Source organism: Agrobacterium sp. 10MFCol1.1 (assembly GCF_000381165.1).
In the GTDB taxonomy this organism is placed as follows: domain Bacteria; phylum Pseudomonadota; class Alphaproteobacteria; order Rhizobiales; family Rhizobiaceae; genus Agrobacterium; species Agrobacterium tumefaciens.
Genome location: NZ_KB906081.1, coordinates 133,884 through 149,071, shown reverse-complemented (window position 1 = coordinate 149,071; position 15,188 = coordinate 133,884). Strand labels below are relative to the sequence as shown.

Annotated in this window: 13 protein-coding genes; 1 reads left to right on the top strand and 12 read right to left on the bottom strand. The window is 60.4% G+C overall.

Going from position 1 to position 15,188, the window contains the following annotated elements; all coding sequences use genetic code 11:
- Positions 1-51: 51 nt before the first annotated feature.
- From F617_RS0121945 to F617_RS0121910, 8 genes are all read right to left on the bottom strand, one after another.
- A complete protein-coding gene (locus F617_RS0121945) occupies positions 52-1,704 on the bottom strand; it encodes an OFA family MFS transporter (protein ID WP_013761061.1) in 1,653 nt (550 codons plus the stop codon).
- Positions 1,705-1,836: 132 nt separating this feature from the next.
- Positions 1,837-2,175 carry a formate dehydrogenase subunit delta gene (locus F617_RS0121940; protein ID WP_019566726.1) on the bottom strand — a complete coding sequence of 113 codons (339 nt, stop codon included), beginning with the start codon at positions 2,173-2,175 and terminating at the stop codon, positions 1,837-1,839.
- A 71-nt stretch (positions 2,176-2,246) separates the two neighbouring features.
- Positions 2,247-5,129, bottom strand: a complete 2,883-nt coding sequence (gene fdhF, locus F617_RS0121935) for a formate dehydrogenase subunit alpha (protein ID WP_026331009.1) — start codon at positions 5,127-5,129, stop codon at positions 2,247-2,249.
- Between the two features lie 4 nt (positions 5,130-5,133).
- Complete coding sequence (locus tag F617_RS0121930) at positions 5,134-6,690, bottom strand: NADH-quinone oxidoreductase subunit NuoF (protein ID WP_019566724.1); 1,557 nt, start codon at positions 6,688-6,690, stop codon at positions 5,134-5,136.
- The gene (locus F617_RS0121925; RefSeq protein ID WP_019566723.1) at positions 6,687-7,166 is read right to left on the bottom strand and encodes a formate dehydrogenase subunit gamma; all 480 of its coding nucleotides are present in this window, start codon (positions 7,164-7,166) and stop codon (positions 6,687-6,689) included. The genes F617_RS0121930 and F617_RS0121925 overlap by 4 nt, the downstream gene beginning before the upstream one ends.
- Positions 7,167-7,278: 112 nt before the next feature.
- Positions 7,279-8,214, bottom strand: a complete 936-nt coding sequence (locus F617_RS0121920) for a LysR family transcriptional regulator (RefSeq protein WP_004431358.1) — start codon at positions 8,212-8,214, stop codon at positions 7,279-7,281.
- A 115-nt stretch (positions 8,215-8,329) separates the two neighbouring features.
- Entirely contained in the window at positions 8,330-9,046 is a 717-nt protein-coding gene (locus F617_RS0121915; RefSeq protein ID WP_013761066.1) for an aspartate/glutamate racemase family protein, read from the bottom strand.
- Between the two features lie 22 nt (positions 9,047-9,068).
- The gene (locus F617_RS0121910; RefSeq protein ID WP_004431356.1) at positions 9,069-9,698 is read right to left on the bottom strand and encodes a flavin reductase family protein; all 630 of its coding nucleotides are present in this window, start codon (positions 9,696-9,698) and stop codon (positions 9,069-9,071) included.
- A 129-nt stretch (positions 9,699-9,827) separates the two neighbouring features.
- Between F617_RS0121910 and F617_RS0121905 the strand changes: the two genes are divergently transcribed.
- A complete protein-coding gene (locus F617_RS0121905) occupies positions 9,828-10,505 on the top strand; it encodes a GntR family transcriptional regulator (RefSeq protein ID WP_004431355.1) in 678 nt (225 codons plus the stop codon).
- Between the two features lie 8 nt (positions 10,506-10,513).
- Here the strand turns inward: F617_RS0121905 and F617_RS0121900 are convergent, their stop codons facing one another.
- The 4 genes from F617_RS0121900 to F617_RS0121885 are packed head-to-tail and all read right to left on the bottom strand — an operon-like array spanning position 10,514 to position 15,183.
- Positions 10,514-11,524, bottom strand: a complete 1,011-nt coding sequence (locus F617_RS0121900) for an ABC transporter ATP-binding protein (RefSeq protein WP_019566722.1) — start codon at positions 11,522-11,524, stop codon at positions 10,514-10,516.
- On the bottom strand, positions 11,521-12,504 hold the full coding sequence (locus F617_RS0121895; RefSeq protein ID WP_004431353.1) for an ABC transporter ATP-binding protein: 984 nt from the start codon (positions 12,502-12,504) through the stop codon (positions 11,521-11,523). Before F617_RS0121895 ends, F617_RS0121900 begins: the two co-directional genes overlap by 4 nt.
- Positions 12,497-13,990: an amidohydrolase family protein gene (locus F617_RS0121890; protein ID WP_019566721.1), complete on the bottom strand. Its 1,494-nt coding sequence runs from the start codon at positions 13,988-13,990 to the stop codon at positions 12,497-12,499. The genes F617_RS0121895 and F617_RS0121890 overlap by 8 nt, the downstream gene beginning before the upstream one ends.
- Complete coding sequence (locus tag F617_RS0121885; protein WP_019566720.1) at positions 13,990-15,183, bottom strand: amidohydrolase family protein; 1,194 nt, start codon at positions 15,181-15,183, stop codon at positions 13,990-13,992. The genes F617_RS0121890 and F617_RS0121885 overlap by 1 nt, the downstream gene beginning before the upstream one ends.
- Positions 15,184-15,188: the final 5 nt, after the last annotated feature.

The following is a 15,188-nucleotide window of genomic DNA, read 5'->3' as shown; positions in this document are numbered from 1 at the left end:
ACAAATCCGGGCAGCCACAGGGCTGCCCGGACGATCTGATGCTTGTCGCAATCAGCCAAACAGCACAAGGCTGCTTTTGACCGTGACCCACACGCCCCAGAGAAGTGGTATGCCGACGGCTGCCCAGGCGAGTGCGGCCTTGGCGTCCAAGCCACCCCTGCCGATACCGAAGGAACCGGTGGGCCCTGCATTGGCAGCTGCAGTCTTGGCCTGAAGTGTCGCAACCTCCGCATCCGACATGAACCATTTCTCCGGCAACGGCCGGACAAACGCGTTGGCGATGAGGCCGATCGCGAGCATCCCCGCCAGGATGTACATGGTGCTGGTATAGAGCGCGGGACCCGGCGCGACACCGGCCGCGATCTGCGCTTCGCGGATGTAATTCACGACAACAGGCCCGGCGATACCGGCCGTTGCCCATGCCGTCAGCAGACGGCCATGGATCGCGCCGACGAACTGTGTGCCGAAGATGTCGGCAAGATAGGCGGGAATGGTTGCAAAGCCGCCGCCATACATCGACAGGATGATGCCGAGGGCAAGAACGAAGAACGCCTTGGAACCCATCGTTGCCAGCGTCGGGGCCAGCGCATAAAGAATGATGCCAAGCACGAAGAAGCAGAAATAAGTGTTCTTGCGGCCGATCTTGTCGGACATGGAAGCCCAGAAGAAGCGGCCACCGATGTTAAACAGCGACAGCAGGCCCGTGAACCCGGCCGCGATGGCGGCGATCGATGCTTTCTGCTCGATATTGAGGTCAGCAAAGCCAACGCCGGGCAGACCGATCAACGACCCCGCGAAAATCTCCTGCAACATTGGCGATGCCATGCCGATCACGCCGATACCCGCCGACACGTTGAGGCACAGAACCGCCCAGATGAGCCAGAACTGCTTCGTCTTGTGCGCATCACGCAGATGAACGTGACGATTGGTGATCATGGCACTTTTGGCCGCCGGGGCCGTCCAGCCTTCCGGACGCCAGCCCGCCGGTGGAATGCGGTAACCGAAGGCACCCGCCATCATGAAGACGAAATAGATCAATGCCATGACGACGAACGTTTGCCAGACACCGACTGAAGTATCCGTCTTGAAGGTATTCATGAGCAGATTGGCAAGCGGTGCGCCGATCATAGCGCCGCCGCCGAAGCCCATGATGGCCATGCCGGTTGCCATGCCGCGCCGGTCCGGAAACCATTTGATCAATGTCGAGACCGGCGAGATGTAACCGAGACCAAGACCAACGCCGCCAATGACACCTGCCCCGACCCACATCAGCCAGAGCTGATGCGTCATCACGCCAAGCGCTGCAACCAGAATGCCGCCGCACCAGCAGCAGGCGGAAACGAAGCCGGCCTTGCGCGGCCCGACCCTTTCCAGCCAACCGCCCCAGATCGCCGCCGAGCATCCGAGCAGGACGAAGAAGAGCGTATAGATCCAGCCAAGATCGGCCACACGCCAGTTGCACTCGGTGGTGAACAGCGCCCCGACAAGGGTAAGGCTGGAGCAACTGGGGTCCGTTGCCGGCAATGCCTTCGACAGCGGCAGCCAGAAGACGCTGAAGCCGTAGGCCATGCCGATACACAAGTGAATGGCCAGAGCCGCCGGCGGCACCAGCCAGCGGTTGAAGCCCGGTTTTGCTATGATCCGTTCGCGGTCCAGAACCCCGGCTTGCGCCGGCCCTCCCGCAGATACGCCTGCTACTGCCATCGACACTACCTCCCTCGTGAATGTCTGGACAACCATGATACGCCCGCATTGGCCGCATCGACCGGGCGTTACCGAGATCGCCGGAGGTCCCCCATCCGGCAATACCTGTTTGCGGCGTGTTACCGCCTGGCTTTACGTGGTTTCGGGAATGCTCGGTTCGGACAAGGACTCGCCCGCAGCAACGCCCTTGCCCTCCGGCGTTCCCGTGGCATCCTTGCCAAGCCCGACCGCATCGGCGGCGGGCACCCCGGGCCTCTTGATCTTGAGCGCTGCTGCGAGCACCAGCGGCAAAAACTCCCCGGCACCGGCATCAACCATCTCGAAAAACCGTTTGCGCATACGGGGTTCCCAGAATTTGTTAATGTGCGTGGCGACCCCCTCAACGCGGATATCCTCCGGCTGGGAAAGGAAAAAAGTCGCGATCTGGTTCGCCATTCTCACCAGTTTTTCGTCGGTGTGATTAAGCAACATGGCTGTTTTCCTCGCGCCGCCTGACGGACGACGTTCACGTTTTCAAAAGGCCGGGATTGCCCCGGCCTCGATTATTCGGCCGCCTCGAGCTTGCCTGCGATCCGCCGCGAACGGCGGCTGAGCGCGTCATATCCTTCCTGCCATTCGGTCGGCCCGTTCGAGGGCGAGACCTGAACCGCGGTGACCTTGTATTCCGGACAGTTCGTCGCCCAGTCCGAGTAGTCGGTGGTAATGACGTTTGCCTGCGTGCCCGGATGGTGGAAGGTGGTATAGACCACCCCCGGCGCGACACGATCGGTGATCAGCGCCCGTAGCGTCGTATCGCCCGAACGGCTGGCGAGCTTGATCCAGTCACCATCCTTGACGCCACGCTGTTCGGCATCATGCGGATGGATTTCGAGACGATCCTCCTCATGCCAGACGACGTTTTCGGTGCGCCGTGTCTGCGCGCCGACATTGTACTGCGACAGAATGCGGCCGGTGGTGAGCAGCAGCGGAAAGCGCGGGCCGGTACGCTCGTCCGTCGCCACATATTCGGTGCGGATGAACTTGCCCTTGCCGCGCACGAACCCGTCCACATGCATGATCGGCGAGCCTTCCGGGAATTTTTCGTTACACGGCCACTGCACCGAGCCTCTGCTCTCCAGATAGTCATAGGAAACGCCGGCAAAGCTCGGCGTCGTCGCCGCGATTTCATCCATGATCTGCGACGGGTGCGTATAGCTCCAGTTCAGCCCCATGGCCTGAGCCAGCTTCTGGGTGACCTCCCAATCCGAATAGCCGTTTTTCGGCGACATGACCTTGCGCACACGATTGATGCGGCGTTCGGCATTGGTGAACGTGCCATCCTTTTCGAGGAAGGTGGAACCCGGCAGGAAGACATGCGCGTAGTTCGCCGTCTCGTTCAGGAACAGGTCGTGCACGACAACACATTCCATCGCGGCAAGACCGGCTGAAACATGCTTGGTGTCCGGGTCCGACTGGAGAATGTCTTCGCCCTGAATGTAGATGCCCTTGAAACTGCCATCGACGGCTGCATCCAGCATGTTGGGGATGCGCAACCCCGGCTCGTTGTTGAGGGTAACGCCCCAGAGCTTTTCGAATATTTCCCGGGTGGCATCGTCGGATATATGACGATAACCGGGAAGCTCATGTGGGAAAGACCCCATGTCGCAGGAACCCTGCACATTGTTCTGGCCACGCAGCGGATTGACGCCGACACCGGGGCGACCAATGTTTCCGGTCGCCATGGCAAGATTGGCAATCGCCATGACGGTCGTGGAGCCCTGGCTGTGTTCGGTAACGCCAAGCCCGTAATAGATTGCGCCATTGCCGCCCTTGGCAAAGAGCCTGGCGGCACCGCGCAGCTCCTCGGCGGGAACGCCGGTAAAGATTTCGGTTTCCTCCGGGCCATGCTGCGGTTCGGCCACGAAGGCGGCCCAGTCCTCAAATTCCGACCAGTCGCAACGCTCGCGGATGAAGGCCTCGTCGAACAAACCTTCGGTGACGATGACATGGGCAAGGGCCGTCAGCACCGCAACATTCGTTCCGGGCTTCAGCGGCAAATGGAACGACGCCTCCACATGCGGCGTGCGAACGAGATCGATGCGGCGGGGATCGATGACGATCAGCTTGGCGCCCTGGCGCAGCCGCTTCTTCAAGCGTGAGCCGAACACCGGGTGCCCGTCCGTCGGGTTGGCGCCGATGACGAGGACAACATCCGAATGTTCGACGGAATCGAAATTCTGCGTTCCGGCAGAGGTGCCGAACGCCTGCCCCAACCCGTACCCCGTCGGCGAATGACAGACGCGGGCGCAGGTATCGACATTGTTGTTGCCGAAACCGGCACGGATGAGCTTCTGGACCAGAAAGGTCTCTTCATTGGTGCAGCGAGAAGAGGTGATGCCGCCGATGGATTCGCGGCCATACTTGCCCTGAATTCGCTGGAATTCGGAGGCGACATGGGCAAACGCCTCGTCCCACGTCACTTCGCGCCACGGGTCGCTGATCTTTTCACGGACCATCGGGTTGAGAATGCGGTCGCGGTGGCTGGCATAACCATAAGCAAAGCGACCCTTGACGCAGGAATGGCCACGGTTTGCCTGACCGTCCTTCCACGGCACCATGCGAACCAGCTCCTCTCCGCGCATCTCCGCCTTGAACGAACAGCCGACACCGCAATAAGCGCAGGTGGTGACCAGCGAATGTTCGGGCTGGCCGATGTCGATCACCGATTTTTCAGTCAGCGTCGCCGTCGGACAGGCCTGCACGCAGGCGCCGCAGGAAACGCATTCGGAATCAAGAAATGCCTCGTGGGCGCCGGGCGAAACGCGGCTTTCGAAGCCGCGCCCTTCGATCGTCAACGCGAACGTTCCCTGCACTTCCTCACAGGCGCGCACGCAGCGTGAACAGACGATGCACTTTGACGGATCGTAGGTGAAATACGGGTTGCTCTCGTCCTTGGGCATCCAGTTGGCGTTGAGGTCGCCATCGCCGGCACGGGCCTTCACATGGTTGTCGCCATCATAGCCGTAACGCACGTCACGCAGGCCGACGGCGCCGGCCATATCCTGCAATTCACAGTCGCCATTTGCGGCGCAGGTGAGACAGTCGAGCGGGTGGTCGGAGATATAAAGCTCCATCACGCCCTTGCGGATCTGCTTCAGGCGTTCCGTCTGGGTGTGGACGACAAGACCGGCCGCCACTGGCGTGGTGCAGGAGGCGGGGGTGCCATTGCGGCCCTCCACCTCGATGAGACAGAGGCGACAGGAACCGAAGGCATCGACCATATCGGTGGCGCAGAGTTTGGGAACATCGATGCCCGCTTCTCTCGAAGCACGCATGATGGACGTTCCCGCCGGCACGGTGATCTCGCGGCCGTCTATCGTTAGCGTGACCATCTCTGTCGAGGTGGATTTTGGTGTTCCGTAGTCGATTTCAGATATAAGGGCCATGGTCTTACTCCGCCGCTTCGACACGTGGGATGGGTGCAAAATCCTGCGGGAAGTGCCTGAGCGCGCTCATCACGGGATAAGGCGTGAAACCGCCTAGCGCGCAGAGCGAACCGAACTTCATCGTCTCGCAGAGGTCTTCCAGCAGTGCCGTATTTCGCTCTGCTTCTATTCCAAGGGAAATCTTGTCGACCGTCTCGACACCGCGTGTCGAACCGATCCGGCATGGCGTACACTTTCCGCAACTTTCGACGGCACAGAATTCCAGGGCAAAACGCGCCTGGCGCAGCATATCGGCGGTGTCGTCAAAGACGACGATGCCCGCGTGACCGATCAGGCCGCCTGCGGCGGTAAATGCTTCGTAGTCGAACAGCGTATCAAACAGCGACACTGGGAAATAAGCGCCCAATGGGCCACCGACCTGAACCGCTTTGACCGGCCGGCCAGTAATGGTGCCGCCACCGATTTCGTTGACCAATTGCCCGAGCGGCAGACCGAAAGCGGTCTCGTAAAGCCCGCCATGTCTGATGTTTCCGGCAAGCTGGATCGGGATTGTGCCGTGCGAACGACCAATGCCGAAATCCCGGTAGAACGCCGCGCCGCGATCCATGATCACAGGGATCGAAGCGAGAGAAATGACATTGTTGACTACCGTCGGCTTGCCGAACAGCCCCTGCAGGGCGGGAAGCGGCGGCTTGGCGCGCACCGTGCCGCGCTTGCCTTCGAGACTGTTGAGAAGCGAGGTTTCCTCACCGCATACATAGGCTCCGGCGCCCATGCGCACCTCGAGATCGAACGCGCGACCCGAACCCAGCACAGACGCGCCGATCACCCCTTCTCGCAGGGCAATGTCGATGGCTTTTTCCATCGTCCTAACGGCATGGGGATATTCGGAGCGGGTGTAGATGTAGCCCTTTGTTGCACCAACCGCGAGGCCGGCAATGGCCATGCCCTCGATAAGGACAAAGGGATCGCCTTCCATGATCATGCGGTCGGCAAAGGTGCCGCTGTCGCCCTCATCCGCATTGCAGACAATGTATTTCTGATCGGCGGTGGCATCCGCCACGGTTTTCCACTTGATACCGGTCGGAAAACCGGCGCCACCCCGCCCGCGAAGGCCGCTATCGGTGACCTGTTTGACGATCTCCGAGGGGGTGAGTGCAACGGCTCTCTCCAGCCCCTTCATGCCCTTGTTGGCACGGTAGTCTTCCAGCGAAAGCGGATCGGTCACGCCGCAGCGCGCAAACGTCAGTCGCGTCTGATTCTTCAGGAAAGGGATTTCTTCGGTCAGCCCAAGACAGAGCGCATGATCGCCGCCATGAAGAATATCCGCATCGAACAGCCCGGAAACATCAGAAGCTTTGACCGGTCCATAACCAACGCGGCCATGATGGGTGTCGACCTCTACCAGCACTTCAAGCCAGAGCAGGCCGCGCGAACCGTTGCGGACAAGGCGAATATCAAGATTTCGGGCCGCGGCCTCACCCTGGATTGCTTCGGCAACGCGGTCGGCACCAACGGCGAGTGCTGCGGAATCGCAAGGCACGAAAACGGTCACGCTCATCGACGCACCTCCGCCAGAATGTCGCCAAGACAGTGCTCATCCACTCTGGCATGAACCTCGCCATCCAGCATCAGCGCGGGTGCCTGAGCGCAGAGCCCGAGACAGAAGACCGGCTCGAGTGTGACCGAGCCATCCTTTGCAGTCTGGTTCCAGTCGAGACCAAGTTTCCCCTTGATGGTGTCGGCAAGAGACTCGCAGCCCATCGACTGGCAAGCCTCGGCCCGACAGAGCTTCAGCACATGGCGCCCGCCGGGATGGTCGCGGAAATCGGGATAGAAGCTCACAACACCATGCACTTCGGCACGCGATACGTTGAGGGCCAGGGCGATCACCTGTTTGACGCTATCAGGCACATAGCCGAATTCTTCCTGCACCCTGTGCAGGATGGGCAGCATTGGCCCTTCCATATGCAGACAGTCGTCAATGATAGCCTGCACACGCGTCGCCTCATCTGCGGCGACAGCACGAATACTCATGAGCCAGTCCTCCCAAACCGACAGGTGGCGGGCGTTTGAACCGGAGGACCTCCACATCCTTGTCCGGCGCGCCGCGCTGCCTGATGGCGAAAGAATGGCGAGCGGAGCAAGATCAGGTCAATATCGTCTTTCCGTCAGTCGATAGAAAATTTCTATCAAAAGCGGAGGCCGCGACGCGCAATCGGGCCTCATGCAGCAGTGCGGAAACAAGTGGCGTATGCGGTTCACGATAGGTGGCGATGAGGCCGACAAGATGCTCGGCATCGGGCTCGACAATGGGAATCATTCGGATCTGCTTTGGAAAACCAAACGATTCCGCGATGTTACGCGGCATGATTGAAGCCCATTGTCCGGTTCGGATATGGGAAAACAGTACAATCATCGAATTGGATTCGAGCGTGGGTTTCGCTTCAACACCCGCTTCGGCCATGTGCTTGTTGATAATGCGGCGGTTTTGCATGTCGGAAGTCAATAGGCAAAGCCGAAGACCCGAAACCTGCTTCCAGGTCACGCTCTCTTGATCGGCAAGGGGCGTTCCTGCAGCCGCAATCAGGTGATATCGCTCCGAGTAAAGCGGAACCGTCGTCACCCGGCCCAGAGGTTCGTTGTCGAGATAGGTGATTCCCGCGTCGATTTCGAGATTTTCGATCTGGCTGAGAACCTGCAACGACGTGCGGGAGGTGACGGAAAACGTGACTGCCGGGTGACGCGCCTGAAAGGGTTCGGTGAGCCTGGGCACCATGGCGAGAGCGGTGGGGATGACGGCCAGCCGGATATGGCCGGCGAGACCTTTACGCGCAGCGCGCATTTCCTCCCGCATCGTGCGTGTATCGGCAACGATGCGCCTTGCCCATTCGAGCACCCGCTGCCCCTCCGGCGTCAGGCCCTGATATCGGGCCGCGCGCACGACGAGCACGACACCGAGCTGATCTTCCAGTTGCCGGATGGCCGCAGACAGCGTCGGCTGCGAGATGCCGCACTCCTCCGCGGCCCGCCCGAAATGCTCCGCGCGCGCAAGTGCAATGAAAAACTCCAGCTTGTCGATCATCCTGCCTCCCATCCCGCGCGGCCATTCTGCGGACCGGCGCGAAAGCAGACACTAGAGCGAGGCGGGCTTTGTCGCAAACGCCGTGGAGGCGCTTTGCCGCACCCGCCTTTCCCGGTCAGGCGACGAGCTTGGTTTCTTTCACCCGCGGATAATCATAGGCATTGACCTTGGATGTCACGTAACCCGCACCCACCAGGGCTTCGGCCAGCTTGACGGCGGCCGTGACACCATCGATGACAGGGACGCCGGTTGCCTCGCGCAGCCTGTCGCACAGTGCGGACATGCCGGCGCAACCGAGGATGATGGCTTCTGCCGCATCTTCTTTCTTGGCCGCTTCGATTTCGCGGATCAACATCGCCTCGGCTGCAAGCGGATCCTCTTCAAGACCCAGCACCGGCAGATTGATGGCACGAACCCTGCGGCAATGCCGCTGTGCACCGTAGCTATCGACGAGATCTTCGATAATGGGGATGGAGCGCGGCAGCGTTGTGATGATGGAAAAGCGGCGGCTGATCGTCATCGCCACCTGAATGCCGGCCTGGCAGATGCCGATCACGGGACCACGCGCGACTTCACGCGCCGCATGCAGGCCCGGATCATCAAAGCAGGCAATGACATAGGCATCGACGCCCAGCCGCTCACCCTTGCGGATTTCCTCCAGCATGCCGGGAACAGCCAGCGCCTCATCGGCCCCGCCTTCGATACTGACCGGCGTATCGACAGGGTTTGCAGCGGAAATCTTCGTATCCGCCTGCCTGACGCGCAAGGCGCTCTCGAGCGCCTGCGCCGTCATCGAGGCGGTTGAGTTCGGGTTGATCAGACGAATATGCATTCAGGTCAGCCTTTCGGGACTGTCACTTGCCATCTGGCTTGATGAAGTCTGTAATGGGTGGCGCCTTCAAGACGAACTGGCGATCCGAGGTAATGTAATTGTCGGCATGGAGGCGTGCGATCGGCTGGTATCGGTCCGGATCGACATAATGCCCCTCCTTGTCGAGGCAGTCCCTGTGGACATGCATGTGCACTACCTCCCCCAGCACCAGCGTCCGGCGCGGATAATCGATCAGACGCTCCACCCGGCACTCGAAGGCGCAGGGCGATTCCGCTGCAAAGCTTGCATCGATCTTGTTGCAGGGCGTCGGCGTCAGCTGCGCCATGGAAAGTTCGTCGACCTCGCTGTCGAAACCGAGGCCGCAGACAAGCATATGTTCGGAAATAGTCATATCGACCATGTTGACGACAAACTCGCCGGTGCGGCGAATATTGGCCATCGTGTCCTTCTCCTCGCCATTCAGACGCGGCTGGATTCCGAGAACAACGATGGGCGGATCATGGGAGAAGACGTTGAAAAAGCTCATCGGCGCTGCATTGTTGTGGCCCGCTTCCGAGCGGGTCGTGACAAGCGCTATCGGCCGTGGACCAATAAAATTCGTCAGCAACCGATAGCGGCTCTGTGGCTCAAGCGTGGTGAAGTCGAATTCCATGACATTGTCCCGTTTATAGTATACAATATTGTTTCATATTGTTGACAATTATGCAACCAAAACCCTGTTGAAACAGTTGACTTTTTCGGCGGCATCACGCTTTTCTAACCCTAATGGAGAGCGAACAAAATGACCGAGCAGAACGGCCAGTCCACACAGCAAATTGTCGAGAAAGTCTGGCTGTCCATCGCTGAGCGGCGGCTGCGTCCCGGCGTGCAGCTGAAGGAAGAACAGCTGGCGACAATTTTCAGTGTCAGCCGTGCACGTATCCGTCAGGCCCTGTCCGTTCTGGAGCGCGACGGTCTCGTTACCATCGTTCCCAATCGCGGCGCCTTCGTTTCGAAACCATCGGTCGAAGAAGCCAGAGACGTGTTCTTCGTGCGCCGTACCGTGGAGCAATGTGTCGTTGAACGTCTGTGCAAATCGGCCACCAAGGCCGATCTGAAAAGGCTTCGCGACCATGTCGCCAAGGAGCGCGTGGCCAATGCTCACAACATCACCACCGATATCATCAAGCTCTCCGGCGGGTTCCATCTGCTGCTTGCGGAAACGGCCGGTTCCGATTTCCTGTTCACCACCATGCGCGACCTCATTTCGCGTTCCTCTCTCATCACCGCCGTTTACCGCAACACCGACCGCTTCAATTGCGGACCGGACGAGCATGCGGAAATCGTCGATGCGATTGCCAATAACGACCCGGCGAAAGCCACGCATCTGATGACCCACCATCTGGAACATGTGGAAGCGGAACTCGATCTCAGCGAAATCCGCGACCTTTCCCACGATCTGCGCGCCGCACTCGCCTGACCCGACGGTCAGACGAGTTCTCTTTCCTTCACAACCAGCTCTTCTTCGTCCGCCACGAGATGGCAGGCGACACGTGTGCCGCCGGCAAGCGTGCGCACCTTTGGCACCTCCGCCGAACAGCGCGCCGTTGCAAGCGGGCAACGCGGATGAAACGTGCATCCCGATGGCGGTTTGAGCGGGCTTGGAACTTCACCGGCAACCAGTTCCCGGTCACGGCGCGGCGCGTCGATATTGGGAATGGTCTGCAGCAGAAGCTGGGTATAGGGGTGACGCGGGCGGGCGAACAGCTCCTCCGTGTCGCCCTCCTCCACAATGCGGCCAAGATACATGACCGCGATGCGATCCGACATGTGGCGAACCACGCTCATGTCATGGCTGATGAACAGGTAGGTCAGCCCCAACTCGTCCTGGAGGCGTCGCATCAGGTTCAGCACCTGCGCCTGCACCGATACATCGAGTGCCGATGTAGGCTCGTCACAGACCAGAAACTCGGGCTCACTTGCCAAAGCGCGAGCAATGGAGATGCGCTGACGCTGGCCGCCTGAAAATTCATGCGGAAACTTTTCGCCGTCCGAAGCAGACAGACCAACCGTCAGCAACAGTTCCTCCACCCGTTCCATGGTCTCGGCCCGGGTCGCACGAAGCTTCAGTTCGCGGATGGGTTCGGCAATGATATTCTTCACCCGCCAGCGCGGATTGAGCGAGGCATAGGGATCCTGAAAGATCATCTGCGCCGAAAGCGGTGTATCCTTGCGACCCTTGGCGAAGTGGAAATCACCCGCGCTTGGCCGGAACAGCCCGGTCACCAGACGGGCAACCGTGGACTTGCCGCAGCCGCTTTCCCCTACGATGCTGAGACAGCCGCCCGCCGGAACCGTAAAATCGATGTCGTTTACGGCCTGGACGAATTGCCGGGGCTTGCGCTCAATGATCCGGTTGAGCCATGGGGCAGAGACATCGAAGGTCTTGGTGAGGCCCTTGACCGTCAATGCGGGTGTTCTTTGAACGGGCGTGTTCATGCTGTACCTCCTGCATTCATCCAGCAAGCGCTGGCGCCATCACCCACCGCTTCCAGTTCCGGCCGCTCGCGAAGACAGCGCGGTCCTGAGAAGCCGCAGCGCGGATTGAAGGCGCATCCGGGCGGGATGGCGTCGAGACGCGGCATGGCCCCGTCGATCTGGTTGAGCCGTTCCACTCGCGCGCCGAGCGAAGGAATGGAGGCCATCAGGCCCTGCGTATAGGGGTGCCTAGGCGCATGGAGAACCTGTTCGACCGGCCCCACCTCTATCAGCCTGCCGGCATAAAGCACGGCAACGCGATCGGCCGCTTCGGCGATGACGCCCATATCATGGGTGACCAGCATGACAGCCGTCTGCTTTTCCTTGCAGAGCTTGCGCAGCAGCGAGATGATCTGCGCCTGAATCGACACGTCAAGCGCCGTCGTCGGTTCATCGGCGATGATCAGTTTCGGCGACGCCGCAAGTGCGAGCGCTATGACGACGCGCTGGCGCATACCACCGGAGAACTGATGCGGATGGTGATCGACGCGCTCTTCCGGAGATGGAATACCGACATCACGCAAAAGCTGGACTGCGCGTGCCTTTGCATCCCTTTTCGAAAGCGGCAGATGCTGGCGGATCGTCTCCACAAGCTGCGCGCCAACCGTGAATAGCGGATTGAGTGAGGTGAGCGGATCCTGAAAGATCGCGCCGATTTCCCGGCCACGGATGCTTTCCATGGCTCTGTCATCGAGTTGATCGATACGACGCGACCCAAGCCATATTTCGCCATCCGCGATGCGGCCCGGTTTTTCGAGCAGGCCCTGTATCGCAAGGCCGGTCATGGATTTTCCGGCACCGGACTCCCCGACCACACCGAGGATTTCGCCGGGGCGGATGGAAAGGCTGATATCCGAAAGTGCCGTCACCGTTCCCCGGCGGCCAGGGAACTCGACTTTCAAATTGCGGACATCGATAACCGACTGGTTCATGTCATCCATTGGTATTCACCTCCACCGGGTAGCTCGGGGGGAAGATTTCCGAAACGGGCGGATTGGCCCAGCTTCGCTCGGGATATTTCGCGATCAGCCCATCGAACTGTGCCTGCGCCTGAATGCGGGCGCTCGCCATGTCGATGTTCGCGACCTGTCTTTCCCGCATGGAGAGACGACCATCGACAAACACGGCGCGCGTGATTTTGCCTGAACCGCCGGTGACAATTGTTGTGATCGGATCGAGGCTCGGCGCCATGACCGTGTCATCCAGATCGAAGACCGCGATATCGGCGCGCGCACCCTTGGAAAGATGCCCGAGATCGGAGCGACCCAGCGCCCGAGCGCCGCCGAGTGTGGCGGCGTCGAACAGATCGGCTGAGCGGACCTTATCGGGAGCACCGTCATTGATGCGGCAGGTTATGAGACCGACAAGCAGGTTCATCAGCATGTCGGCGGGCGCCGTATCGGTGCCCATCGCAATGTTTATTCCAAGCTGCCGGCACGCGGAGAAGGACGACAGCGTACTGCCGCTTCTGGCCGACACCAGCGGACAGTGGACGATCGACACGCCGTTTTCCGCATAGAGCGCCAGATCTTCCTGCGTCGCATTGGTGGCATGCGGCGCGATAAGGCGGTCGCTCAACAGGCCTGCTTTTGCGAGCCATACCGGCGCGGTTGAGCCATGCAGCTTGCGAACCGTGTCAACTTCCATGGTGCCCTGCGCCATATGCAGCCGGAATTTGCAGCCGAGATCACGGGCGGCCGCATCGGTTCTTTCCAGCAGGGTGAGCGTCGATGTTTCTACCCGATCAGGTGCCAGAAGGCCGCGGACGAGGTCGCCGTGTCTTCCGGTCTGCCGTTCGATGAACGACACTGCTTCCTTCAGCCCCTGAAGACCTCGTTCCTCGTCGAACACTGGCACCATGCGTCCCGGCTCTTCCAGCACCATGCCGCCGGAGCGGAAGGCGGGGCTGAGATAGACCCGGAGACCAAGTTCGCCGGCAGCATCGGCCGCAGCCTCGAATTCAGCGACCGTTTCTCCCCATTCACGATAAAACAGCGAGGCAATGGGTGCCGCCGTGGTGATGCCGTTGAGGAGAAGCTGGCCAAAGGCGAAACGTTTCTGGAAGGCGAGCTCATCCTCGGAATACATCTCGTAAGGACCGGCCTCGACATAGGAGCGCGGCCATACACGGCCCTTCGCCCAGCCGGGGTGATTGTCGATCCCCAAAATAGTCGTATCGAAATCGGAAAGCGCATCGAGGTCGATCAGGCCGGGGCTGATCAGGGCATTGCCGAAATCGACGCGGCGCGCGACCTCGCCCGGAAAGCCATGGCCGACAAAAAGGATTTCGCCGTTCTCGAAAACCACTTCGCCGTTTTTCAACAGCCGGTGAGACCCGTCCTTATGACCGACCACCCAGCTCGCGGTGAGCAGCGTGCGACCGGAGGGGCGTTCACCGAGAGCGATAGACTGTAGCGGATTGTTCATCATGGCGCCTCCACCACCGCCTTGCCGCCTCTGGCGGTCACGCGTCCGCCCTTTACGACCAGCGGCCGCGGCGCGACATCGACAACGGCATGGGCCAATGTTTCGCCCGTCAGCAGCGTGAAGTCTGCGGCACAGCCAACCTCAAGACCGTAATCCTTGAGGCCCATGACATCGGCACCGCCCTGCGAGACGACATGGAGGACATGCGCAAGCTCGATATCCGAGCGCAAGCCGTTCTTCATGCCGATGATCTTGGCCCGGTCGAGCATATCCGGCTGGCCCCAAGGTCCCCAGGTATCGCGAATGCCGTCACAACCGCCGCCAACGCGAACGCCGGCTTCCTTCAGCCGCATGACCGACGGCACGGTTGCCGAGGGCGCGCCTGTCGTCAGGATCGCCACATCGAGCCGGGCGATTTCATCGATAAGCTTGCCGACCCTGATGTAATCATTCATGCCCAGCGCAAAGGCGTGGCTGATTGCGACCTTGCCTTCCATGCCATTGGCACGAATACGCTCGAAGATCAGCTCCATCGTGAAGGCGCCGAGATCGGCAGCCTCATGCAGATGAATGTCGATCGGCACGCCGTGCCTGACCGCGAGTTGAAAGAGAATATCGAGCTGGCCTTTGGGATCGCGATCGATGCCGCAGGGATCGATGCCGCCAAGGACTTCGCAACCCTGTTTCAGGGCCTCGTCCAGCAACTCCACCGTGCCGGGCATGACCATGACGCCGGACTGCGGAAAGGCGACAACCTCGATGTCGATGATACCTTTCAGCTTCTCACGTGTTTCCCATATGCCTTCGACAAGCTTCAGGCCGTGGGTCGGATCGATATCCACATGGCTGCGGATATGCGTGCCGCCGTTTGCAGCAAGGCCGATGGCGTGGCGCATGGACTGGCGGTGCGGATCGATACCGATCTGGCTGCGGTTCTCGCGCTCGAAATCGATCCGTCCGCGCAGGATGGCGGCACGGTTGTTCTCATGCCAGGGCATGCCCCATGTCGTCTTGTCGAGATGGGTGTGTGCATCGATGAGACCGGGCGCGACGATTGCGCCGTTGCCATCCTCGACCGCCATGCCGGGTTCGGCTTCGAATTTTCCAAAACCGGCAATCTTTCCCTGTCTTACCAGAATATCGCAGGTGTCGCCCGCCATGGGCCTGACGTTGCGGAGCAGAAGATCGTACATGGAAC